The 24,306-nt window shown below is 52.2% G+C and carries 16 protein-coding genes and 5 pseudogenes; 13 read left to right on the plus strand and 8 right to left on the minus strand.

All coding sequences use genetic code 11. The features are described from left to right. Positions 1-10: 10 nt before the first annotated feature. From AB9F26_RS14510 to AB9F26_RS14530, 5 genes and pseudogenes are all read left to right on the plus strand, one after another. Positions 11-1,015: an ABC transporter ATP-binding protein gene (locus AB9F26_RS14510; RefSeq protein WP_369757795.1), complete on the plus strand. Its 1,005-nt coding sequence runs from the start codon at positions 11-13 to the stop codon at positions 1,013-1,015. Then, positions 1,012-1,785, plus strand: coding sequence for an L-iditol 2-dehydrogenase (locus tag AB9F26_RS14515; protein ID WP_369757794.1), 774 nt, complete (start codon positions 1,012-1,014; stop codon positions 1,783-1,785). The genes AB9F26_RS14510 and AB9F26_RS14515 overlap by 4 nt, the downstream gene beginning before the upstream one ends. Continuing rightward, entirely contained in the window at positions 1,785-3,284 is a 1,500-nt protein-coding gene (locus AB9F26_RS14520; RefSeq protein WP_369757793.1) for a mannitol dehydrogenase family protein, read from the plus strand. Before AB9F26_RS14515 ends, AB9F26_RS14520 begins: the two co-directional genes overlap by 1 nt. A 19-nt stretch (positions 3,285-3,303) precedes the next feature. Beyond that, a pseudogene (locus AB9F26_RS14525) lies at positions 3,304-3,441 on the plus strand (ATP-binding protein); the annotation flags it as partial. A gap of 34 nt (positions 3,442-3,475) precedes the next feature. After that, positions 3,476-4,183: pseudogene (locus AB9F26_RS14530) on the plus strand (IS6 family transposase). A 68-nt stretch (positions 4,184-4,251) separates the two neighbouring features. On the opposite strand, the gene AB9F26_RS14535 reads toward AB9F26_RS14530, so the two are convergent. The 4 genes from AB9F26_RS14535 to AB9F26_RS14550 form a co-directional block, all read right to left on the minus strand. Further along, positions 4,252-5,262, minus strand: coding sequence for a DUF2955 domain-containing protein (locus AB9F26_RS14535; RefSeq protein WP_335586495.1), 1,011 nt, complete (start codon positions 5,260-5,262; stop codon positions 4,252-4,254). Continuing rightward, entirely contained in the window at positions 5,252-6,316 is a 1,065-nt protein-coding gene (locus tag AB9F26_RS14540; RefSeq protein ID WP_335586494.1) for an HlyD family secretion protein, read from the minus strand. The genes AB9F26_RS14535 and AB9F26_RS14540 overlap by 11 nt, the downstream gene beginning before the upstream one ends. After that, on the minus strand, positions 6,313-7,386 hold the full coding sequence (locus AB9F26_RS14545) for an AI-2E family transporter (RefSeq protein ID WP_335586493.1): 1,074 nt from the start codon (positions 7,384-7,386) through the stop codon (positions 6,313-6,315). Before AB9F26_RS14545 ends, AB9F26_RS14540 begins: the two co-directional genes overlap by 4 nt. 251 nt (positions 7,387-7,637) lie before the next feature. Then, positions 7,638-7,967, minus strand: a complete 330-nt coding sequence (locus tag AB9F26_RS14550) for a potassium channel family protein (protein ID WP_335586492.1) — start codon at positions 7,965-7,967, stop codon at positions 7,638-7,640. Positions 7,968-9,493: 1,526 nt separating this feature from the next. On the opposite strand from AB9F26_RS14550, the pseudogene AB9F26_RS14555 reads away from it, so the two are divergent. The 4 genes and pseudogenes from AB9F26_RS14555 to AB9F26_RS14570 all read left to right on the plus strand — a co-directional run. Then, positions 9,494-9,774 (plus strand): annotated as a pseudogene (locus tag AB9F26_RS14555) (transposase); the annotation flags it as partial. A 161-nt stretch (positions 9,775-9,935) separates the two neighbouring features. Further along, positions 9,936-10,664, plus strand: a complete 729-nt coding sequence (locus AB9F26_RS14560; protein ID WP_369757792.1) for a DUF2092 domain-containing protein — start codon at positions 9,936-9,938, stop codon at positions 10,662-10,664. A gap of 2 nt (positions 10,665-10,666) precedes the next feature. Beyond that, positions 10,667-10,858 (plus strand): hypothetical protein, encoded by a 192-nt coding sequence (locus tag AB9F26_RS14565; RefSeq protein ID WP_335586490.1) that lies wholly within the window; start codon positions 10,667-10,669, stop codon positions 10,856-10,858. Between the two features lie 499 nt (positions 10,859-11,357). Beyond that, complete coding sequence (locus AB9F26_RS14570) at positions 11,358-11,858, plus strand: hypothetical protein (RefSeq protein WP_335586489.1); 501 nt, start codon at positions 11,358-11,360, stop codon at positions 11,856-11,858. 291 nt (positions 11,859-12,149) lie between these two features. Here the strand turns inward: AB9F26_RS14570 and AB9F26_RS14575 are convergent, their stop codons facing one another. Beyond that, positions 12,150-13,406, minus strand: a complete 1,257-nt coding sequence (locus AB9F26_RS14575) for an IS256 family transposase (protein ID WP_335586488.1) — start codon at positions 13,404-13,406, stop codon at positions 12,150-12,152. Between the two features lie 147 nt (positions 13,407-13,553). Here AB9F26_RS14575 and AB9F26_RS14580 point away from each other — a divergent pair, with 147 nt between their 5' ends. Then, positions 13,554-15,155, plus strand: a complete 1,602-nt coding sequence (locus AB9F26_RS14580; protein WP_335586487.1) for a transposase — start codon at positions 13,554-13,556, stop codon at positions 15,153-15,155. Between the two features lie 129 nt (positions 15,156-15,284). Then, a pseudogene (locus AB9F26_RS14585) lies at positions 15,285-15,506 on the plus strand (integrase core domain-containing protein); the annotation flags it as partial. Between the two features lie 265 nt (positions 15,507-15,771). On the opposite strand, the gene AB9F26_RS14590 reads toward AB9F26_RS14585, so the two are convergent. The 3 genes from AB9F26_RS14590 to AB9F26_RS14600 all read right to left on the minus strand — a co-directional run bounded on the left by AB9F26_RS14590 (position 15,772) and on the right by AB9F26_RS14600 (position 19,641). Then, positions 15,772-16,770 carry a HupE/UreJ family protein gene (locus tag AB9F26_RS14590; RefSeq protein ID WP_335586486.1) on the minus strand — a complete coding sequence of 333 codons (999 nt, stop codon included), beginning with the start codon at positions 16,768-16,770 and terminating at the stop codon, positions 15,772-15,774. Beyond that, complete coding sequence (locus AB9F26_RS14595; protein ID WP_335586485.1) at positions 16,767-17,618, minus strand: peptidylprolyl isomerase; 852 nt, start codon at positions 17,616-17,618, stop codon at positions 16,767-16,769. The genes AB9F26_RS14590 and AB9F26_RS14595 overlap by 4 nt, the downstream gene beginning before the upstream one ends. A 124-nt stretch (positions 17,619-17,742) precedes the next feature. After that, positions 17,743-19,641, minus strand: coding sequence for a DUF3604 domain-containing protein (locus AB9F26_RS14600; protein WP_335586484.1), 1,899 nt, complete (start codon positions 19,639-19,641; stop codon positions 17,743-17,745). Between the two features lie 175 nt (positions 19,642-19,816). Here AB9F26_RS14600 and AB9F26_RS14605 point away from each other — a divergent pair. Continuing rightward, positions 19,817-21,079 (plus strand): annotated as a pseudogene (locus AB9F26_RS14605) (IS66 family transposase); the annotation flags it as partial. Positions 21,080-21,462: 383 nt separating this feature from the next. Beyond that, positions 21,463-24,189 carry an AsmA-like C-terminal region-containing protein gene (locus tag AB9F26_RS14610; protein WP_335586483.1) on the plus strand — a complete coding sequence of 909 codons (2,727 nt, stop codon included), beginning with the start codon at positions 21,463-21,465 and terminating at the stop codon, positions 24,187-24,189. Positions 24,190-24,306 lie beyond the last annotated feature (117 nt).

The raw sequence follows: 24,306 nt of genomic DNA on the forward strand, positions 1-24,306 counted from the left end.
AACCTGATACATGGGACAGATTACCCTTAACCAAGTCACTAAAAACTTTGGCGATGTTCAGGTCATTCCGCCACTTGATCTGGAAATTAACGAAGGTGAATTCGTTGTTTTCGTCGGGCCATCGGGTTGTGGTAAATCCACGCTGTTGCGTCTGATTGCGGGTCTTGAGGATACCACAGCTGGGCACATCGACATCAATGGTCGCGATGCCACGGCCCTGCCACCGTCCAAACGCGGTCTGGCGATGGTGTTTCAATCCTACGCACTTTATCCGCACATGTCTGTGCGCAAGAACATCGCGTTTCCGATGCGTATGGCAAAGCTGGATCAGGCAACACAAGACGCCAAGATTGAGGCTGCGGCGGCAGCGTTGAACTTGACGGATTATCTGGATCGCAAACCGGGTCAGTTGTCCGGTGGTCAGCGTCAGCGTGTGGCGATTGGCCGTGCGATTGTGCGCGAACCTGCGGCATTCCTGTTTGACGAACCACTATCTAACCTTGACGCGGCTTTACGTGTTGGCATGCGCCTTGAAATAATGGAGCTGCATGAAAAGCTAAAAACAACAATGATATACGTGACCCACGATCAGGTCGAGGCCATGACTATGGCCGACAAGATAGTGGTGTTGCAGGCTGGTATTATTGAACAGGTCGGCTCCCCGCTTGATCTGTACCATGCACCACGCAACAAGTTTGTCGCGGGCTTTATCGGTTCCCCTAAAATGAACCAGATTGAAGGTGCGGAAGCGGCTAAGCATAATGCCACAACCATTGGCATCCGCCCCGAACATTTGGCTGTTTCCAAGACTGAAGGTCTTTGGAAGGGCACTGTTGGCGTGGCCGAACATCTTGGGTCAGACACGTTCATCCACATCCATGAAACCGGATTGATGGACATGATGACGGTTCGTATCACGGGTGACATTGAAGCACGCCACGGCGAAAACATTTATCTGACCCCCGATATGGACAAGCTGCACAGATTTGACGCGCAGGGACTGCGCATCGCATGACACGTCTGAACGGTAAGTCGGCCCTGATTACAGGGGCTGCGCGCGGTATAGGGCGTGGTTTTGCCGAAGGTTACGTTGCCGAGGGCGCTACCGTCGCGATTGCTGACATCAACCTCGCCGCCGCGCAAAATACTGCAGCGGAATTGGGCGGTGGAACCTACGCGGTGCAGATCGATGTATCTGATCAAGCAAGCATCGACGCGGCCATCGCGTCGGTCGTTGCACGATCTGGCAAGCTCGATATTTTAGTCAACAATGCCGCGTTGTTTGATGCATCCGAAACCGTCAATATCACCCGGGCCAGTTTCGACAAACTGTATTCGGTCAACGTTGCGGGCACCTTGTTCACTATGCAGGCAGCGGCCAAACAGATGATTGCACAGGGCCACGGCGGTAAGATTATCAACATGGCGTCCCAAGCCGGGCGGCGAGGCGAGGCACTGGTCATGGTTTATTGTTCGACGAAAGCGGCCGTTATTTCGATGACACAGTCTGCGGGCCTCGATCTGATCCGTTATGGGATTAACGTGAACGCCATCGCACCAGGTGTCGTGGATGGCGCACATTGGGACCATGTCGATGCGATTTTTGCCAAGCTCGAAGATAAAAAACCTGGTCAGAAAAAGGCCGAGGTCGCCGCAGGTGTACCTGCTGGACGGTTTGCGGTCCCCGCTGATTTGACTGGCATGGCGGTTTTCCTAGCCTCTCCGGACTCCGATTATATCGTGTCGCAGACGTATAACGTCGACGGCGGACAGTGGATGAGCTGATGAAACTGAGTCTTGAAAATCTGGCAAACCTGCCTGACTGCGTGCGGACGCCGTCCTATGATCGCTCTGACCTGACGGCTGGCATCGTTCATATAGGGTTGGGCAATTTTCACCGCGCGCATCAGGCGTGGTATCTGCATCGTTTGATGGATCAGGGATTGGCGCAGGACTGGGCGATTTTGGGCGCAGGTGTGCGAGCAGGGGACGCAGTACAGCGTGATCGCCTGTTGGCGCAAGACTGTCTGACAACGCTGATCGAGCTCGACCCGTCCGGCAAGTCTGCCGAAGTGATTGGGTCAATGATCGGGTTCATTCCGGTTGCCGACGACAACGCGCCGCTGATTGCGAATTTGTCCGAAGCCGCTATTCGTATCGTGGCCTTGACCGTGACCGAGGGCGGTTATTATCAGTCTGCGAACGGCCAGCTTGATACCCAGCACGCTGACCTCAAGCATGACGCCGCCAACCCCGACAGTCCGAAAACAGCGTTCGGCGCGATAGTTGCTGCACTAAAGGCCCGTCGCAACAGCGGCGTGGGCCCGTTCACGTGCCAATGCTGTGACAATCTACAAGGTAATGGAGACGTTTTGCGTCAAACGGTCGTTGGCCTTGCAATGTTGTCCGATCCTGATCTGGCGATGTGGATTGACCAGAACGTGACATTCCCGAATGCGATGGTCGATTGCATCGTGCCCGCAACTGGCCCAGCCGAGCTTGCGTTGGTAAAAGAATTTGGTGTCGATGACGGCGCTCCTGTGACCCATGAAAACTTTCGTCAGTGGGTGATCGAGGACAAATTTTGTGCAGGTCGCCCCGATTGGGACAAGGCTGGTGCGACGTTCACTCCTGATGTCCATGCATTTGAGGCGATGAAGCTGCGCCTGTTGAACGCAGGGCACCAAATTGTTGCGACACCGGGCGAATTGCTTTCAGTTGATACTATAGCAGCTACGATGGGCCACCCGCTAATCTTGGGGCTATTCCGCAAGATCGAAACGCAGGAAATCGCACCGCATGTGGCCGCCGTGCCGGGTATGACGCAGCTTGCTTATATAGACCTGATCACCAGCCGCTTTGCGAACGCCGAGATTCGCGACACGACCCGCCGCGTGACCTTTGATGGATCGTCTCGGCACGCAGGCTTCTTGCACCCGATCATCCGTGATGCGCTGGCAGCAGGCACACCTATCGAGGGTCTCGCTCTGATCGAAGCGATGTGGGCCCGTATGTGCGAAGGCAGCAGAGAGGATGGCAGTCAGATTGAGCCTAACGATCCGTTTTGGGACGATCTGAATAGCACTGCCCAAGCGGCTCGTGAACGGCCAATGACCTGGTTAGAACAGAAATCAATTTATGGTGATTTAGCAAAAGAAAGCAGCTTCACTTCAGCCTTTGAACTTTGGTTAGACCTGATTTGGCGGGACGGTATAGAGGCTGCCCTTGAGCTCTATTGTGGCATGTCGGAGGAGAAGCGGGCAAGCGGGGCGAAGACACCATGACTGTATTAGAAGCCGACGTTACCTGCCGTTCAGCTCGTCAGGCGGTGCGCTGCTGTTCCATCTGCTTAGCAAACTCTATGAGCAGACCAGCGTCATCATAACAACCAACCTCAGCTTCTCGGAATGGGCCCAGGGGCACTGTCAGAAGAAACTGACTTGAACAGGGTCGGGCGGTTTTGTAGCGTTTGCGGATGACAAAACCTTCGCCATTTCGCTACTTCAAAACGAGCCCTGAAATCATCCGTCTTGCTGTGATGCTCTACGTCAGATTTCCTCTTTCGCTTCGAAATGTGGAAGATCTTTTGCATGAACGAGGCATCGATGTCAGCCACGAAACCGTCCGTTTCTGGTGGAACCGATTTGGCCCAATGTTCGCTGCTGAGATCCGTAGAAAGCGGGTTAGTCGGATGCGATGTTACTCGAATTGGCAGTGGCACTTGGATGAGGTTTTTGTGAAGATAAACGGCGAACTGCACTATCTATGGCGTGCCGTGGATCACGAGGGTGAAGTGTTGGAATCTTACGTTACGAAACGTCGAAATCGCAAGGCTGCATTGAAATTCCTCAAGAAAACCATGAAACGTCATGGCAGAGCCGAGGTGCTAGTAACCGACAAACTTCGCTCATACGGCGCCGCGATGAAGGTAATTGGTAACGTGGCGAAACAGGAAACGGGTCGTTGGAAAAACAATCGCGCTGAAAATTCGCACTTGCCGTTTCGACGATGAGAGCGTGCCATGATCCGCTTTAGGCGCATGCGAACCTTGCAGAAATTCGTTTCCGTCCATGCTTCCATCCACAACCATTTTAATCAGGAGCGCACCCTTTCCCAAAGAGATCATTTCAAGATGAACCGCACTGCTGCTCTGGCTGAGTGGCGCGGTCTTTGCGCGGCATAAAGGGCAGTCTCACTGGCCTAGCTGAGACGAGTTCGAATTTGTCTGACACCACCTCGGTGCGGTTTCCCTTAAACCGCGTTGCGTGGTTTTCGCTCCGGCCAAAACTCATCGACGACAATGTAGGCTACAATCACAAACATAACGGCACTCCCAATTTGCAAAACCCGCGTTATGCTTTTTGCGTCAGCTTCATCGGCAAAAAATCCAATGGATCCACCATAGATAACCAAAGCCGTGGTAATTGCGGACCCAGCAGCGGGGGCAAGTTTACTTTTTGACTTACCAAGCGCGCCCAAGGACAAGCAGAGCAGCAAGCACAACAAAGCAGGAGTCACGAGGCTTGGCGCAATCACGTTAATCTCGAAGCAAAGAATTGCGACGACGGCCCCAAGGCCGTTTGAGATCAGCATCGCCTTGCCTACGTTTTTTCCGGCTCCAGCCATGGCTGCAAGTTGCTGTGAGAGTAAGGCTACGAAGAAAAGCACCAGAAGAGCGCTCGAGCCTGAAATGAAGAAAATGAGCGCAAATGGCACTGTCACCAGCGACATTCTCAGGAGACGTCGGAGTGAATCGAATTCCGGCGCGGGCTTGGGCGGGGCTTTCGCAACGGCGGGCTCTCTTACAGGTATGATTAGAAACATGAGAGCCGAGGTATACCCCGCGATGAGCAAGTTGATAGGTATCCAAATCGCGAGTACGAGGGCTATTTCTTGTGATTGGAAAACGACGTTCGGAACCATCATCGCCGCCATGAGCGCAAGGACACCCGGTAGAATTCCAGCCCCAGACAGAGACCACGTAAAAGACATTATGATCCCAATACAAACGACGGCGAGAAACACTAATGGATAGGGAGAAAGAAGGGACGAAAGAACCCATGATGTGATCATCAACAGAAGCGCCAAAGTGAACAGCTTTAATGACACTTTAGGGGGCATAGGGGCCGGAGCTTGCAGAAACAGCGTTGTAAAAAGGGCGCCGATAAAGGCCAATGGCCACCCCATAGCCAATCCGAGTGTAAACACCACAGTTGTCCCAACGGCCAGCCTTACGACGGATCTGTAATCTTCAGTAAGCATAGCTGAAAACAGAAACCAAACGAATGTATGCACGGCCAACGAAGTTCAATAATGAACTGTCCGTTAGATACATTATGATATCGGCTTGCCCATTTAATTGAAACTTAAGATCGTCTTCGAGAGAGCCTGCCTCATAGCCAGGCAACACAATACGCACAGGAAACCGCTCAGGCTCCCTTAAAAATCCAGTTGCACTGGGTGCGCTTGCTAACTTTCCCGCCGTGTCTCCACCGCTAATTGAAACAGCACCGCTAAAGCTTTCAATAACACCGTCGACAATCTGGCCAGGGTGCATATCGAGAACGACTTCGACCGGATCTCCGACCTTCGCGAGCCCAATATTATTTTCAGTCATATAGGCTTCGACCCAGACGTCTGTAGCATCAAGAAAAGTCAGAAGCTCCCGTCCACTGTGCGCGTAGGTCCCGGGGGCCACGAGTAAGTTGGACACAACGCCTAAGGCAGGGGCTTTAAGTTCAGTCCACTCCAAATTCAATTCGGCCTCGGAAAGGGATGCAAGCGCTCTCTGGATTTTTGGATTATCTTGACCGGCGTCTCCCAGTTGAAGCTTTGCGCGATCCAAATCAGCAACCGCATTGTCTTTTTGAGCCTCCGCATTTGCCAATTCTTTTCGGGCGTCGTCCGCTTTTGAAATGGGAACTAAGCCCTTTTTCTCCAGCGCGAAAACACGTTCAGTCTGTAAGCGCATTGTGTCGAGGTCGCTTTGCGCCCTTGTTAACGTGGCTTGGGCCGCGCGGACTTGCGCCGAGGATGCGCCTACATCTTGAGTGGCAGATTCCAAATCCGCCTCGGCGCGCATTTTGTCGATCTCATAGGGTCTGCGATCAATGCGCGCGAGGACGTCCCCCGCAGAAACCACTTGGCCATTCGCGACCAATACTTCGGTCACAACGCCTGACACTTGGGGAACGATAAGTGTTGCGATGGCTTTCACACGTGCATTTCCGGTGAAAGGAGTCCTCCGATCCGCCGCGATATACCAACATAGAAACACCAGCAGAACGGCAAGTGTGGACCAGATCGTGCGCTTCATTCAGCCTCTCCTTTAACGGTTTCATCGGCATCAGACGCCAACCAAAGCGTAAACAATTCGTAGAATACGGCCAGCAAAACCGGCCCCATGAAGACACCGATAAGTCCATAAGCCATCATACCACCGATGACGCCGATCAAAATGACCAGCATTGGGGTTTGCAATCCTTTGGAGATGAAAATCGGGCGGAGAAAACCATCCATGATACCAACTGGAATGGCAAGAACAGTAAATGCGAGAGCCGCGCCGCCTGACATGGAACTCCATGCGTAAATGGCGACCGGAATGAGAACGATCATGGGGCCAAGCTGGATGATCGATAGGATCAAACATATCAGAGCGAGAGTTGCGGCCGACTGAATCCCAAAGAGAGCAAGGAGAACCCAAACACACACGGCTTGAATTGCAGCAACGCCAATCACGCCTTTTGTGACGTTTTTAATTGTGGCACCAGCCATCACAACGAATTCGCCACCGCGTGGAGCAAACACTCGGTTCGCAAACCCTTGGACGCCAAGAGAAAGTTTGGGGCCAGGTGAGAACAGAAAACCCATGACAATCACGGAGAGCGCTAGACCGAGCAAACTCATCCCAATTCCCGCGGCGCGTCCAAAAATAGCCATGCCGACTTCCGTGATTTGTGGTCCGTAAGTCCTTAAGGCATCCCCCAGATTTTTTTCAAAGACTGACCAAACTTCAGAGAGTTTACCGCCGACGAGGGGTAAATCCTTAAGACCCTCGGGCGCGGGTGGCATTTTCAAAGTTCCGGCGGTGGCTTGGTCAGAAAGATTCCGCGCGATTTCAATCGCTCCTGAGATTGCCGAACCTACGGGACCTAAAGTGAGGGCAAGACCAAGAAGGACTATGATTCCAGAGGCGAGAGATTTCCTCCCCCCGAGTTTTTGCTCAAGCCAAGTATATAAAGGGTACAAAGCCACGCACAGTATGACCGCCCAAATCACAACGCTTGCCAAAGGGGCCACCATTACGATGGCGCTGTAAATGAACAACCCCAAGAAAACTAGCCGAACGACTAGGTCAACAATTCGTGCGTCATCTGTCTTACCCATTAGAAACTCCCCAAAAGCGTTCAGTCTCGGTCAGTCGAGCCTGAAATTAATGTGCCTACTTAAGCAGACATCGAAAGGCCAAACTTATGAAATACAACCATCGCATACCCTCGTTAGCGATAGAGCATTGATTTGGCTCTATATGCAGACCAACCCGCTTTCATCCTGTAGCACTTGCAAATTAAACGTTGTCGAACTTGCAAGAACATACACGGGATGCAGTGAGGGTCCGCGTTGAAGAAGCTCGAGGCTTACGCGTCGTCTTCCCCCTCTTTTGCTTGCTTGATGATTGCGTCGGCCACAGTCGTTGCCGCAGTTACAAAAACACCAAGACCGATGATGATGTAAAAAATTGTGAATACCTTACCAGCAGCCGTCTCGGGCGAGAAATCTCCAAACCCAACTGTAGAAATTGTCACGACAGAAAAGTATATAGAATCCAGCCAAGACCAACCTTCAACGAAGCGATAAAAAACAGAAGCCCATAAAACAATAGCTGTTGAAATGGCTAAAACCGTTCGTACTGATTTATCCGCAAATGCCGCTCGCAGGCCTCGATTTATTTTACCCAGGTTACTCAACGCTTTTCTCCCTTAAGATCCTATCTCATTGAGAGTTAACTGAAAATGGCTCGGCACTCAAGATTCACTCAGTTGGATCTCTCTAGGCGTCAATGAACCCACACACCTTAACCCTATCGTTGAAATTCGATAAAGCAATTGGTTTTTATTATTTTGTCGCCTTACGACCTCAATCGTTTTCCCGGGCTCCCAAGGTTTAACTAAAAATGACGCGTAACCCAGACTAGGGCAGCGTCAAAGGAAACTCGGTTGTGAAGGTCAGGGTGGCGGTAATTCCCCCGTTTTTAACGGGGTGCCGCTTTAGAACTTACGTGGCCATTTTCAGTTTCATTGCGGATGCTACCATGTTGGGTCGCTCGTTGTTGTAAGATGGAGTGGTTGCAGCCCTCCTCAGACGGCATCGCAATGTGCCATGATGTGATCTTGGAAGAGCCACTAAGCGGAGAGGACGGCGAAATGAATGAGACAAGGGTTGGGGTGGGTTTGGCAAAGGCTGTGTTCCAAATCCACTTTGCGTCAATGACGGGCCACCTAAAATACAGCAAGAAACTTACGCGACCGCAGTTTCGAAAATTTATGGCAGACCCGTCGCCCTCGCTGGTGGTAATGGAGGCTTGCGGCAGCGCTCATTTCTGGGCGCGTTAGATGGTTAGGTTTGGCCACGACGTGAAGCTGATCGCATCATACGTGCGGCCTTTTGTTAAACGTCAGAAGAATGACGCCGCCGATGCCGAAGCGATTATGATTGCGGCACAGCGCCCGAGATGCGCTTTGTCGCCCCGAAGTTGCAAGAGCAGCAGGCCAGAGCGGTGCTGTTCCGGGGGGGGGCGACGCTTGGTTCATCAGCGCACGGAGTTGGTGATGCCTTGCGCGGGCATTGTCAGCTTAAACTAACTTGAGACGGTCAAGAGGCAATGTCAGAGGAAAAGCAATTACCTGTCCAAACGCAAATTTGGCATTTGGCTGCCCTTGATTTCTTACGGCTTTTTCGGATAGGATCAATCGAATATGCACCGCTTCAAGTTTTCAGAGTTTTCCACGGACAGTGCCGGGGTTTGAACAAACATGGTACCCAAGCGATTGAATGCTTGTCGAAAAACAAAATTTAGGTTGTGTAGTAGACTTATTGTTCATCAAACCACGCGAAAATACGCTAAATTTCAATTAGCAATTAGCAATTAGCAATTAGCAATTAGCAATTAGCAATTAGTAAAACAAGAACAACCAACCAAACCAAATGGGGAAAATACCAATTACTACTAGAAAAACAACATCCAAGGCCCTGATTATCTTGCCACTGATTGCAGTATCAGTTTTCTTGTCCGCTTGTTCAGAGAATATTGACCGCCGTCAGGACCGTCGCGACGCTCGTCAAGATTGTCGCCAGGAGGAGGGTATCGTTGGTGGAGACAAACGTGACTGTAAACAGGAAGAGCGCGCCGCAGACCCTGTATAAGTTAACCAATATTCATGCCGCCGGTCTCGTATCGGCGGCATGGGTCCCGTAGGAAAAGCGGGGTTGTCCCGCTAAGACGGCCTATATTGAACCGGGGTCACCTTGGGAAAACGGCTACTGCGAAAGCTTTAACGGCCGTATGCGAGACGAATTGCTAAACGGAGAAATATTCTACTCACTACGCGAAGCCCAAATAATCATCGAACGATGGAGGAAACACTACAACACCAAACCCCTCTCATCGATACGACGTATCGACCGCCGGGCAATGGACCACACAGTGCTTTGGGCTATCGCCCACCTGCGCCCGAAGCCATCATTCAGATGGACCAAAGACCAGTCATGCACTAACTTTCAAATTGGACCACTCAAGTGGGGCAGCTCACAACGAAACGCCCTGGTTGGGCAATTATTGTAAAGAAAGGTAAATGAGAATGACTAGAATACCTAGAAACCTTCTTTCGACTGTCAGAGGAGCTTTGTCAGCCCCCGCACTGATTTTGGTGCTTGGGATGACTGGACCGACTGCGGTCGCTGCGGACGAAGCAGATGCCAAGTCCATTTTGAAATCCATGTCGGACTACATCGCCTCTCAGGATGCTGTCTCATTTGGTTATGATGCAAGCCTGGAAGTTATTACGAAAGATGACCAGCGCCTCGCTCTTGTCAGTTCGGGAACCGTTTCCTTGAATCGTCCCGGAAATATCCACACGACCCGTTCGGGCGGATTTGCCGATACAGAGACATTCTTTGACGGGAAAACCTTAACGTTGCTCGGCAAAACGGCAAATATGTACGTGCAGGTTGATGCCCCCGGTTCGATTGATGATCTGATCGATACGATGAAGACAAAACTTGACCGGTCACCACCAGCGGCCCACCTGTTACTTTCAGATTCATATGACCAGATGATGCAGGGCGTGACCGATGTAAAGGATTTGGGCAGCGGAGTTATCGGCGGGGTGGAATGCGATTTTCTTGCCTTCCGAACCGACGAGGTTGACTGGCAGATCTGGATCGCTCATGGCGACAGGCCCTATCCATGCCGGTATGTTGTGACGTCGAAGGATATTGCCGGTGGGCCGCAATACAGCATCCAGTTCAATAACTGGATGACAGGAAGCGACGCAGAAACAGGTGGGTTTGTTTTTGAAAACACGACAAGCGCCACACAAATCGACGCGGCTGATCTCGCTGGTAAAATGAGCGAACTGCCAGGCCACTTTAAGACAGGAGAATGAAAATGACTGTATCGAAAAGACTTGGACTGATTGTGTTTGCCTTCGTATTGGGGGCTGGCGGACTGGATCTGGGAGAACGGTTAGGTGTTCATGGCGTTCACAGCTTTGTTTCGAGCGCCGAAGCGGTGGTCGGACGACCTCTGACGCCTGTGAGTGTAGCAGGTGTGGCGCGAAGGGATAATCGACGCAATTAAGGCGGTTTGAAAGCTGACATTTAGCAGGCTGCTGAAAAACTCCGGCTGACATTCAATATAGCCCAATTGGCGCGCTGCATATTGATAGTATCGGTCACCGATCAACATGTAGTGCGCATTTTTTTGGCGGAAAACCGTTTTTCAGCAACCTGTTAGACTGACATAGCAATAGATTATTTGAACTGAAACGCAAAGGAGGACCTGAATATTGTCTTACGACACCTTTTTCAAAACACAGCAATGGCTTTAGCCATTCTGTTGCCGACAGGCATGGTCCGGGCACAAGAAGTCCCGGAAATGAAAATGACGACGGAGCTTCCAGAGGGTCTCACCACCTTCCCAACTAAGGTTTAGCCCAGCGCGGGGCCATGCCGGAGGGACGTGTAAAGGGGCGTTTTTGAGCGGGAATGGGATTGAACCACGGCAAGGGGACGGCTAGGGTTTGGATGTGGATTTGTGTTTGGTGCCAGAAGGCATCACCTAATAATGGAGAATACTTATGTCGGTCACGAAAATTTTAGCTGCGACAACGTTGATTGCTTTGGGGGCGTCTGCTGCTTCCGCACAAAGTTCATTTGAAGAAGTAGGTATGGTTGAAGGGTGGAATGTCTGGAAAGACATGGACAACCAGTCCTGTATGATTGAGCGCAAAGATGGGCCGAATGTAGTTCAAATGGGCCTTACGAAGGATCATGCCATTGGATATCTCGGCGTTTTTACCCAGAATGAAACTGATATTAAAGAAGGCGAAATTCAAGAGTTGCAGATTATTGTCGGCGACAACTATTACAAGGGTGAATCTAAAGGCATGCGGGCCAATGTGAGCAACGGGTATACAGGCGGATATTTCCGCGCCGAAGTGAACTCTAATCTCGCAACTGACATTGCCAAACAATACACAATGACGGTTTTCCCGGGGGCTGAATATGCGTTTATCATCAACTTGGATGGGACGCTCAAAGCGATGGAAGCGGCACGCGAGTGTAACGAAAGCTTCTAAAACCAATTTGAATTGAGTGGATGGCCCTGCTTTGGTGGGGCCATTTTTATGTCGGAGGAGCGTAGCCCAGCGCGGGGCTGCACGATGGAATTCGAGTGCTGATTGGATCATTAGGCAGGGAATACAGATAATTGGGGCTTATACAATCTAAGCGTGGGTGGTAGCAATCAAGAGGCTGCCCGTAAGTATTTGATATTTATCCATAAATGCATGCGCCAGCGTGATGGCGGAGAGACAGTCCGTATGCAATCAAATGATTCGAGCTATGCCCAAAAGTTGGTGACGGTCTAATCAGGCGGCTTTTTGAATTTGCTTGATCCCGTCTTTGAACTCAACCCCTTGAATGACTTCGGGCAGTCGGTTTGTGCCGCTGAGCTTTCGCCATTTCTTCTTGGCTGACATCATCAGCTTGAAGACCATCGACAGGGCCGTTTTCCTGCTCAGGCAGCCCTTGGTCTTGCGGGTCCTATTGCGGACGGTGGCGAAGATGCTTTCGATTGGGTTTGTCGTTCGGATGTGTTTCCAATGTTCGGCTGGGAAGTCGTAAAAGGTCAGCAACACGTCACGATCTTTGGTCAGCTTTTTGACCGCCCGCTCGTATTTCACTCCGTAGGTTTCAACAAACAGATCGAAGGCGGCAATTGCTTCCTTCTTCGTTGCGGCCATCCAGATGTCTTGCAACCCCGCCTTGGCCTTCTCATGCATGGGCTTTGGCATCGCGCCCGTGATGTTGGCCATTTTGTGGACCCAACAGCGCTGCTCTTTCGTCGTGGGATACACGTCCCGCAGTGCGGTCCAAAAGCCCAGTGCACCGTCCCCACAGGCCAGATCGGGCGCAATCGTTAGTCCCCGTTTCTTTAGGCTACGAAGAAGATCACGCCAGCTGTCCGCGTTCTCACGGAACCCATCCATGATACCAAGAACATCCTTGTCCCCGTATTCGTCCGCGCCAATAATCACCAACATACATTGACGATCATCGTCCAGGCGCGGGTTGAAGTAGACACCATCGGCCCAGATGTAGACGTAGCGCTTTCCTGTCAGATCGCGCTTGCGCCAGACCTCATACTCGTCCCACCAGGTTGCCTTAAGACGTGTGATTGTCGAGGATGACAACCCCTCGGCATCCGGGCCCACCAACGAAGCCAGTGCCTCGCTGAAGTCCCCTGTCGAGATGCCTTTGAGATAGAGCCACGGAAGCAATTCCTCCACAGACTTTGCCTTGCGCAAATAGGGCGGGATAAGCGACGAGTTGAAACGGACTTTCGAGCCATCCGCGTTTGCCCCACGGTCTCGCACCCGAGGAACCTGGACTGACACCTTGCCGATCCCGGTCAAAACTTCGCGTTCCGGCAGAAACCCGTGCCGTACCAACCGCTGGCGACCCTCGTCGTCCAAAAGGTGGACGTGACCTGCTAGGAACTCCGACACCTCAGCGCGCACCGCAGTGGCCAGAATCTCCCGTGCTCCTGCGCGCAGCACATCTGTTAACGGATCAGGTAAAAAATCGCTTGGTTTCGTGAAGTCGATTACTGTATTCTTGGTCATGTGGCATATCCTTTTCTCAATGAGAATTGCGGCGTCCTAACAACGCTATGATATGCCGCCCATCTGGGCCGTCACCAACTTTCGACGGGGCGGTGAAAAGTCGGTTCAATTAGGATGCCAGTCGGTCTATATTTAAGCATGATTACATTGCGTGACAGACGGACCGGAGATTTGTTTGATCGCCGGTCGGAATTGGGCGAGAAGCGGCGTCGGCTGCTGGATCGCTCTTGGGCTGAGGTTTTCAGAAACCATCTTCTTGAAGAGCTTCCGGTTGATGAACTGTTTCCTCATTTTGACGAGCGTATGGGACGTCCATCGAAGGATTTCCACATCGTCATCGGTGTTCTGCTCTTGCAACAATTGCACGATCTAAGCGATGCAGCAACGGTTGAGGCATTGGCTTTCAACATGGCCTGGCATCATGCTCTGGATGTACGTTTCGAGGCGGATTGTTATTTCTGCGAGAAGACTTTGCGGAATTATCGCCGTCTTTTTATTGCACAAGGGCTCGATGAGGTTTTGTTCCGTAGTATGACTGATCGCCTGGTGCGTGCCTTTGCGGTGGATACCAGCCGCCAGCGCATGGATTCTACCGCGTTACGCTCGGCCATGCGAAGCCTTACGCGGCTCGGGATCGTCGTCGAGACCATTTCGAAATTTGCGCGTGAGCTTAAGCTGTTTGATCCCGCGCTGCATGCGCTGATCGATGACGACATCATCCGGCGATATGTTGATCGGACAGGTGCTGGCTGCTTTTCGAATACAGCACCAAGCACGTCCCGGCGCAGGCTTGATGAGGCCGGGCGCGATCTGCTGCAACTTGTGACACAGTTCAGAAATACGGCGGCTGCACAAATGCCCGGATATCTGTTGCTGGATCAGGTCCTGAATGAGCAGTTCGAGATTTCACAAGGAGAGGATGAGGATACACTCTCTACAATCGCCATGCCGCGCAAACCAGCGGAGATGTCCTGCGATGGCGTCAGCAACCCTTCTGATCCAGACGCCAGTTACAATGCTCACAAGGGGTTGGGCTATATGGCGCAGATCGTCGAAACCTATGCCGAAGATGATAGTCCCACGCATAAAGCGGAACCCCGGTCACCCGATCTGATCACCCATGTGGCGGTTCACAAGATGACAGTGCATGACGGGCACCGATTGCCAGACGCATTGGACGACCTTGCCGACCGCTCGCTCACGCCGAAAGTGTTGCTGGCCGATTCACATTATGGGTCGGCTGACAACATGACCTTGGCCGATGACCGCAGTATTGACCTCACGGCACCAGCACGGACGGCCAAAGGCGGCTCTTCAGGGTGCCTGACCCTCGAGGACTTCAGCCTCGATGAGGCCGGTCTGGTGCTCGAGTGTCCAAACGGCGTCGCACCGGTGTCGACCTCTGCGTCAACCACGAAACGGCAGGCGCGTTTAGATCTTTCCACATGCAGGGAATGCCCCGACAGGGCACGCTGTCTTGTGCAGGCAGAGAAACACGATGGGCAATTCGCTCGCTTTCAATACACGCCAACACGAGCCAAAAACCGGAAACGAAGACTTTACGAAAGCAGCGATACATTCCGAGAAATCTATCGCTGGCGCGCGGGCATCGAAGCGACAATGTCACGCCTGAAATATCAGATGAACCTTGCGCATTTGCGGGTTCGTGGCATGCCTGCGATGCGATACACAGTCAATCTGCGCGCCCTAGGACTGAATATCCGCAGATGTACGGCAGTTCAGGCATAAAGCCGGGCCTGTCGCCTGATCTGCGGCGCTGGCATGAAAGCAAAGGGTAATTGCGCAATCAAAAAGTGTAGAAACGGGCACCACAAACGCTCGGACGACCACTTTTTACCGCCCCGTCAACTTTCGGCTATAATTCACGAAGAACTGTTTGACACGTTAGACGATGCCCGCCGCAAACTGGCCCTTTGGCGCTACGACTACAACAACGTCAGACCGCATTCATCGCTGGAAAACCAAACACCCGCAGAAGCGCGTCGAGCGCTTGAGAAATTTGAAGGCTCCGCGCACGACGCGCTTGCCCAGACTGACGATGAAGAATATGAAATCCAAACCCGCAAACTCTCGTTATAAATGAGGGAGCCTTGGGGGGCAGGTCAGAGACAGCCGAATTAAGGCTCAGTCACTGCGGTAACAATGGAGCGGTTACCACCAAGCATCGAAAGCGGTGTCGAGGTCACAGCGGCGGATATGCCAGAGGCTAGCCGCGGTCCACGCCGGATGCTTACGACAAGGTCGACGACCCAGGCAGTGTATTTCACGGAAAGCGTATGAGGAACGGCTGGAAGAACTCTGCGCCGTGGGTCAGACGTTCGTGCATATTGCAGCAGATGGCTGGTCAGAACGATGCGACCCTCTCTATCACCCAGAATGCTGCCAAGCTGCCGGTTCCATAGCTTGCCACTCGCGTCAGAGCCGCCGCATGGGTTTGGACTCGCGGGAAGAGACGTTGCGCCACGACACCAATGGTCAGAACCGCTGCGATGAACAGAAGCTGTCCGAGTTCGACGCCGATGTTGAAGGAGAACAGGGCGAGAGGAATGTCGTCTTGTGGCAAGCCTATCTCGCGCAGTGCTCCGGCAAAGCCCAGACCATGCACAAGGCCGAATGCAAACGAGACGATCCAGGGGAATCGTTGGGTCACCTGGTCGCGGTCCCTTGGCGCAAAGTTCAATTCGTATGCCAGGAAAACGATGGACAGCGCGATCACTGCTTCGACCGGGGGCGAAGGAAGGTTCAGCAAGCCCAGGGTGGCGGCGCCAAGCGTGACGCTATGGGCCAGAGTGAATGCCGTGATCGCCCAAAAGAGCCGGGACCGGTTACGGATCAGAAGCAACAGCGCGAAGACAAAGAGAAGGTGGTCGACACCTTCGAGGATATGAGTGACGCCGAGTGCTATGTAGCTCGACAGGACACCAATGAGGCCCGGGTTCGATGGTACGGTGAAGGCGACTTCTTCGGATGTCAGGCGGTAAACTTGCGACTTGCCTGGCTCCAGTTCGTATCGGACCAGCGTATCCGTATTTGTGCGATCCAGCCCGCGAATTTCGATGACACCATCGGTCAATCCGCCCCGACATGTAGCAACCCAGTTGCTCATCCAGGCGCGCCCGTCGAAAACCGGCGCAGGCGGAGGCTCGTAGGAACAGGTCTCGGGCAGCAAAGCCTCGATTGGCATCGGGCGGCCGCCCTGGTCCGGTATGCGCCAGGTCACCCGCCAACGGTCTTCCCCCATCGCGGCAAGATTGAGATAGCCCGGATCAAGCGCATGGGCAGACAGCAGTACCGGTTGACAGGTTGCGAAAAGGCTCAGAAGCACCAGTAGTAGCCGCCTCATTGCCCCAGAACCTCGTCCGCGCGCGGCATGTTAATGGAGTAACGCCCGAGCAGCGCCTCGCCAAAACTTGCCTGCAATTCTTTTGATTTTGCGGCGCGCCATTCAGCCTCGACCCGGTCGCGGATTTCAGAGAGTGGAGGGACCGGAAGCTCGCTTTTGGCCGTGATGCGCACAAGATGCCAGCCATAGCCACTCTTCACCGGGCCTTCCCAAACGCCGACTGGCAAGATGGCCAGCGCCTCATAGAAGCCCGTTCCGAAAGTTCGCTCGACGACCGGCGCGGGTGTCATGGCGAGCGTGCCAGGCAGCAGGCTCTGCGAACCCAGTGTCGCGGGATCGGCGCCATTCTCCAGACGATTGCGGATCTCCTCGATGACCTTGGGCTGTTCATTCGGCAACAGCAGTTGGTCGAACGCGATAAACACAGGTGGCAAGAAACTATCCGGGTTGCTGTCCAGATAGGCCTGCAGCGTAGCGTCGTCGGGTTCCAGTACGGCGGCGCCGGACCCTGCCAGAAACTGCATCTTCAAGTTCAGACGCTGTCGCACCACCTGATCGCCCCGGTCCAGACCAAGGGCCAGAGCCTCTCGCACATAGACTTCTTCCAGCGCCCAGGATCGCATCAGGCCGTCCATCTCTTTTGGCGTCGGCGGGCGAAACCGGGTGGCGGTGAACCTTTCGGCAAGGCGCCCGGCGGCTTCCGGCGTGAGGGTGATGACATCGGCGGCCTGATATTCAGGCCCGTCCGAGACAGCTTCGAAAGTCGCAAAAATTGCGGCCCCAATCAGGAAAAAGTGGAGCAACGGAGATTTCACAATCCTGCCGATGGTCAAAAAAATGCGCGACATCAACGTACCTGCTCATATCCCATCAGACGGGACGAAGTTTCTATGCCGATCAAATTGAGCAACAGACCGAACTGATTGGACGAAACCGCCTTAGCGACTTCGTCCAATCGAGTGTTTCTGTAGATCACGATTTCGGCGTGTACCAAATGGGCGAGGTGTAGGCGCGCTCCTGAATGCTTTCAGGCACATCCGTTGGGCGCTCAACTCCAAAGATTTTCGCATCAAACGTTGTCCATCGCGGGGTTGGTATTTCAAGGACACGAACATAGTAGAAGGCGCTCTGAGAACTGTCAAAGTCCGGATCGCTCCAATGTGATTGAAGAGCTCCACTGCCAATCGAATTATCATAGGTTGCTTCTTCTACATTTACTGTGTTGCCGACAGCCTCTGCGCATCTGGTGCCTTCAACAACCCTGTCTCCTCCACACACAACGTCATAGACAATCTCGTGAGTCTCTCCATCGCCCGCCGTCCAACCTTTGATAATCTGAATACGGTCAAGATTAGCCCCATTCGGGTCTCTCAGTGCCTGAATTAGGAATGTTGGTGCCTCAGTGGAGGCTGTAGACAGATCTCCCCCCATTGGCACGCCGTGGTCATAGGCATAGGCCGCAAAATCGGACCGTACCAAATCGGCTTCGGTATAGGACCATCCGCCAAACAGGCGCACCCGCATACGCGTGCCAGTTGTCGCAAATACTTCCTTTCGCTTCATAGCATCCCAGATGGCCTCGCGCGTATTCTCACGCGCCCAGACAGCTGCCAATCCAGATGCGGACGCCTCATAGTGACGGGTTATATAGTCGCGGCCCTCTGGGTCCGGCAAATAACCTGTAATCATTTCGTCAAACCGAATTGGATCAGCAGTCGGTTCTACCGCAGAAACTTTGCCGAAAAAGTTGTTCTCTTGTGAAGTTGTCAACGATGTATGGGCATCCGTGCTGCCGACCATCCCGAACTTGAACGGGTTGATACCAAGTGCAACTTCGTAAGCAAGGCCACGCTTAAGAGCTTCGCGCGCATATTCGCGCGGTATCATATCGGGATCCTTGGCCGCGCCGAAACTGCCTTTGTCCCAAGTTTCGAAGTCGGCAAACTCATCGTCCGGCGACAAGCTCGGGTGGGCTTCACCGTCGCCTTTGATTTGCGTCACTTCGTACAGAGGTTCCCACCGCATGCGGCGTTCGGCATAGTCCCGTGACAGCGGTTCCTTGGTGGTAAATGTCACGTCGTCGAACATCAGCCCGTTCGACACGTTTCCGTTGTGGGCAAGGGCAAGTAACTTGCCGCCAGTATTCTTTTCATACTCCGCCATCCATGCCCAAAGGTCTTCCGGGTCCTCGGAATCGTAGACTGAAAACGGAATGATCTGATCTGCAAACGATTTGTCGTCTCTGAAAACCACATTTCGATGAAGATTGCTTCCGCCCGGGGTCGAGGTCCATTCAAACCCAATCAAAGCCGTAAAGCTTCCGGGGGTATTGTGCGTCTCAGCAGCGGACGTAATCTGCTCCCACATTGTTCCAACAAGTTCTTTTTGATCTGCAAGCGGATCATCCCGAGAAGTGAGGCGACCAGCCCACATTGTATAGGCATCGGCCAGCTTTCCGGCCTTGGTAAGATCGTGGATTTCACGCCCCCAATCACTTTCCAAAAGCGTGGGATCGGAATCCGCAATTAGAGGAGAAAGGCCAAGGTTTTCTGCGTGGTCCGCAATAACAAGAAAATCCAGTGGGAGGTCCAGACGTGCAGGAACACCGGTACTGGACTCTACCATTTCACCCTTGGCAAAACGATAGGCCTCATCCGGGCCGAGTTTGTTCCCGAAAAGGCCTGCGTCGGTCGAATATGACGTGTGCAGATGCGTATCCCCAAAGAAGACCTGATTTGGAAAGTTCTGCTCTGGATAGGGGGAGTATTCGGCGTTGCCGGGTGCGGTATGAGGAACGTCCTGCGCAAAGACCGGAGTCAGCCCTGAACAGGCTAATGCCAAGCCAAAAAAAGTTCGGATTGGGTAATTCATTTAATTTCTCTCCCAGAAATAGCTTAAACTGGCATTCCTCAAGTGGAATAACTTGGTGCGGAATTTTGCCCGATCACTGTAAGCGTCAAAGCTACGACTTTCCCGCTCAAAAGCAAGCCCGGATTTCAAGTGCTGGGGCATGGATGCAAGGCCGTAAAGCGCAACAGCTATCTGGCCGCGGCGCACCAATCGCGGATCATTGCCCAAGCATTTGCCGCGCTTTGAGGAGGTCCTTAAGCCAGACTGCATCATTTGTGACTGCGGTTGCGAACGCCATATCATTGGCGAAGACGTCACTGAGCGTTTGGATATAGTGCCATCCCAGTTCCGTGTGTTGGTCACGCGTCGGCCAAAATACGCGTGTCGTGCGTGTGAGAATGGCATCGTCCAAGCGCCAGCAAAGCCACACCTGATCGAAGGCGGGATGCCTACTGAAGCAACCTTGGCAACGATTGTTATAAACAAACACGCAGACCATTTACCACTGTTTCGGCAAGCAGGCATCTTTGCGCGCCAAGGTGTGCATCTGGATAGGTCAACACTGGCGACATGGTTGGGCCGCGTCGCATATGAACTGACGCCAGTTTATGAATGCCTGAAGGCGGATCTAAAAATATCCACCAAGCTCTTTATGGATGAAACGACCGCCCCAGTTCTCGATCCGGGGCGCGGGAAAACCAAAGCAGGTTATCTCTGGGCACTTGCCCGAGATGACAGGCCATGGGGCGGATCTGCGCCCCCAGCCGTGGCGTTCACATATGCACCAAGTCGGGCTGGCAAGCATGCTGTCGAGATATTGCAGGGGTTTGGTGGCGTTCTCCAAGTTGACGGCTATACAGGATATAATCGTGTTAAAAATCGCGGCAATGACGTCCCCATTGCGCTGGCCTATTGTTGGGCACACGCACGTCGCAAATTGTTCGAGCTGACCATCAACAATGTTGCCCCTATCGCTGAGGAAGGCCTGAAACAGATCAAAGCTTTCTACCGTATTGAGGCTCAGATCAGGGGCATGCCTGCTGATGAGCGTCGAGTAATACGTCAGGAAAAAACGTTGCCACGCATGGAGGTCTTTGAACAATGGCTGACATACAACAGTGCGCAGGTCTCGGCCAAATCCCCAACGGGATTGGCGTTAAAATACATTGCCAAATACTGGGACGGTTTGAACTTGTTCCTCACCGATGGGCGCATCGAGATCGACAATACCACTGTGGAACGTTGCATGCGCCCCATCGCGTTGAACCGAAAGAATGCGCTCTTTGCGGGTCATGATGCGGGTGCACAGAAATGGGCTATGCTTGCGTCAATTATCGAAACCTGTAAGCTCAACAAAATCGAGCCGCATGCTTATCTGACTGGCGTTCTCACAGCCATTGCGAACGGCCACAAACAGAAGGATATTGAGCAGTTACTGCCGTGGAACTTTGGGAAGTGACGCACCGCTTACCATTGAACAGAGGGCTTCCGCCAATCGCCATCGATAAGAATTAGGACATTTAACCAATCGCTGGAACGTATGAATTCAGGCGAAAAAACAGAAAGATATCAAACCCATCGTGTAAGTATGTAGACCTTTCGGGAAATGTGATTACACTGTCACTCCATCGATTGGAAAAAGGAGATGTGTCATTTTTAAAGACTTTGAACACGGACCCATCATCCATTTTCGATGAAAACAATCACGCATTGGAGCGGTTGACAGTAGGTGTTGATTGCGGAATCTCAATTGCCCCACTTTGGAGGTGGATCCGGTATTGGGTGGTAGAGAGCTGAAATCGCCTGCTGGCAAACGAGAGAAATAAATTGGGGAGAAGAGATTTGCCGACATGGATTGTATCGACTGTAAAATGGCTGGTGGTTCTCTTAGTTGTGACGGCCTTACTTGTCTGGATGGTTTTGGCCGCGTCATTGTTCTCGGATTTTCGCAAATCTCTGGTCGGCAATATTCTGACGAAACAACTCGGGCAAGATTTTCTGGTCGAAGGCGATGTTCGTGTGCTTCTCGGCCGAACAACGCGCGTCCATGTCAGTGGCGCAAGCATTCCGAGCACAACAATTTCGAACGTAAACTTGGCCGAGTTGAGCCTACTTGAATGGGATCTCGACTTGCCAGCATTATTGGACCGGCACATCGTTCTAGACAATTTGATCATTGACGGCCTTCAGGTAAATTTACTGACCCAAGACGACGGGACAACAAGTTGGGAAGAAAAGTTAACGGATTCAGACGGCGAGAGTTTGCAGGCCCCTGTCGTCGAAGAAACTGTTGTTGAGGAAGGGGCTCCGACAGAAGCCACACGATCCGAAAATACCTCGATCTTAAGCTTCCTCAAAGATAAAACCGTGACGTTCACGAATATTGGCCTCTTGATAGACAGTAAACCAAACGGCTTCGAATTCAACTTTGACCTCAAATCAGTTCTTCTCGAACAACTGGAGGACGGTAATTTAGTATCCGTTACCAGTAATGGTTCCGTAAACGGCGAGGCCTTTGAACTTAATGGTGATTACCCCAAGGGAAAACCATTCACCAATATAGTCAATTTCGGGCAAATCGTTTTATCATATAATGGCGAAGTAATCAGTGCGGATGAAGGCGGCGGTCACTCGGCCAATTTTGATCTGGACACTGGAGAAATTGGCGAAGTTTTTGATGTTTTAGGTTTGCAACGTAGCTTTGAAGGGCGCGGGAACCTATCAGCCACGGTTAAGTCCCAAGCGGATCACCTGTCGATCCAAGATATCGACACCGTGTTGCAACTGAGTGAAGGGCAAGAAATCACCATCCAGGGTGGCGTCGACAACCTGATGAAACGAGAGGGTTTTGATATTCAAATGCTCGCGCGTTTGCATCCTGAAGGTCAACAACCCGCAAAAGCAGAAGCCATCAAAGACATTAGGCTGGTCGGAATCGATGCCCGCGTTGTCAGCGAAAACCAAAACCTTGAATTCGAAAAATTGGTTTTGAGCACAAATGCATCTGATTTTGGGTTAGACGAAGTTGGTCCTGTATCAATTGGCCGCATCCAAGTGACTCCCGAAGGGACAATTGGTCTGCAGGATATTAAAGCTAATGTCGGCGACGAGGCTGCGCCGTTTTTAACAGCATCTGGCGACATTGGCGACGCCCTGAAGTTCAAATCAGTTGATTTGATTGGAACACTGGCGGGGCCGTCGTCGCTGCTACTCAAGTCGCTTTCCGAAGACGAGGCTGCCAAGTTCGGGCGCATCGTTGCCGATTTCGGAGTGTCTGATGCTTCTGGTAGTCTAAGCCTGCAAAACCTTTCAGCGCGCTCCGAAGATACCGACTTGTGGGCATTGGATGCGGAAGTCTCAATCGAAGATGTAACCAAGTTGGATGGAGTGAATATTGCTGCGAGTTTGAATATTGAGGATTCTGCCAGCTTCCTCACGGCATTGCAGGTTGAACCAGTTGATGTTGGAAAGCTCGAACTTGGCCTAAAGCTCACTGGGGAAGATAAAACCGCCGACATAGGCATTCAGTTTAAGGCCGGTAAAAGTGATCTAGATACGAACGTATCTTTCGATCTGAGTCAGGAGATCAATGTCATTCGCGGAACTGTCTTAAGCGAAAGAATGCGTCTTGAGGACCTTCGGGATGGTGCTAAAGCTATTGTGGAACTTGGAAAAACAAGGGGAAAAGGCGCTCCCTCCAACGAGGCTGCAGAACCAGAAGACGAACGCCCACCAATTCAGCCTCTTGTTTTAGAAGATGAAGATGCTGAAATATTAAGCCTCACACGCATTCTAACGGAAACAGACCTGGAAATTGGGCTTGAGTTGAAAGAGTTCATCGGTGATGCGGGCGTTTCCTCAATGTCCAGCACGTTCGTAGCCCTAGAAGGCATGATCCAAGCTGGCCCCCTCGAGTTTTTCTACGGAGATGGGTATTTCAAGGTCGAAGCCTCAATGAATGCCTTAGAAAACCCCGATATTGCGAAGGTCTCAGGGTCTACTAACGGGTGGGATTTTGGGAAAATTCTTGATGCTATAGGACTGAAAATCGATGCCGGCGGCAAGCTAAACGCGAACTTTGACGTGACTGGAAATATCAAATCGGCCAAAGTATTCGCGAACTCCCTTTACGGCTCAGCGGCCCTCAACATGGGCAATGGGTATATCGGGACGAGTCTACTGGAACTCGCGGGTTTGGGCATATTTCCGTGGCTTTTCTCTGAAGAACTGGCGGCACGCCAAACTGAAATTAGATGTGTCAGAGCTCCAATTAAGATCAACGCAGGCAACGTAAGTTTTGACTCCGTCGTCGTTGAAACACGAAGCGTTCAGCTCGTGGCGCGTGGCGCAGTTGACTGGGTGCAGGATCAAATCCAAATCAGAGCCGAACCAAGGCGCGCAGGCAAGCCTTTGTCACGCAGCGCATGGCCCTTCGATGTCACGGGCAAGCTGTCTGAACCTAAATTCAAGTTGGATATTGGTGGTTCGCGCATGAAGCGCACGGATGGAGCCGATCAAATGCCAGCCGAGAGGACACCCTGCCAGCCAGACATTCTCCAATTAAAATGAATAAAAGATACAGGAAAACGTAACTTACCATGGCCCGTTTGTTAATGAGCTTCGGAATATTGGTTCAAAACTCGGAGCCTTGCACATGAACAAACTGCCCTTGGCGGAAAAGGAGTA

Origin of the sequence: Falsihalocynthiibacter sp. BN13B15 (assembly GCF_041205415.1) — a bacterium.
Classification (GTDB): Bacteria; Pseudomonadota; Alphaproteobacteria; order Rhodobacterales; family Rhodobacteraceae; genus Falsihalocynthiibacter; species Falsihalocynthiibacter arcticus.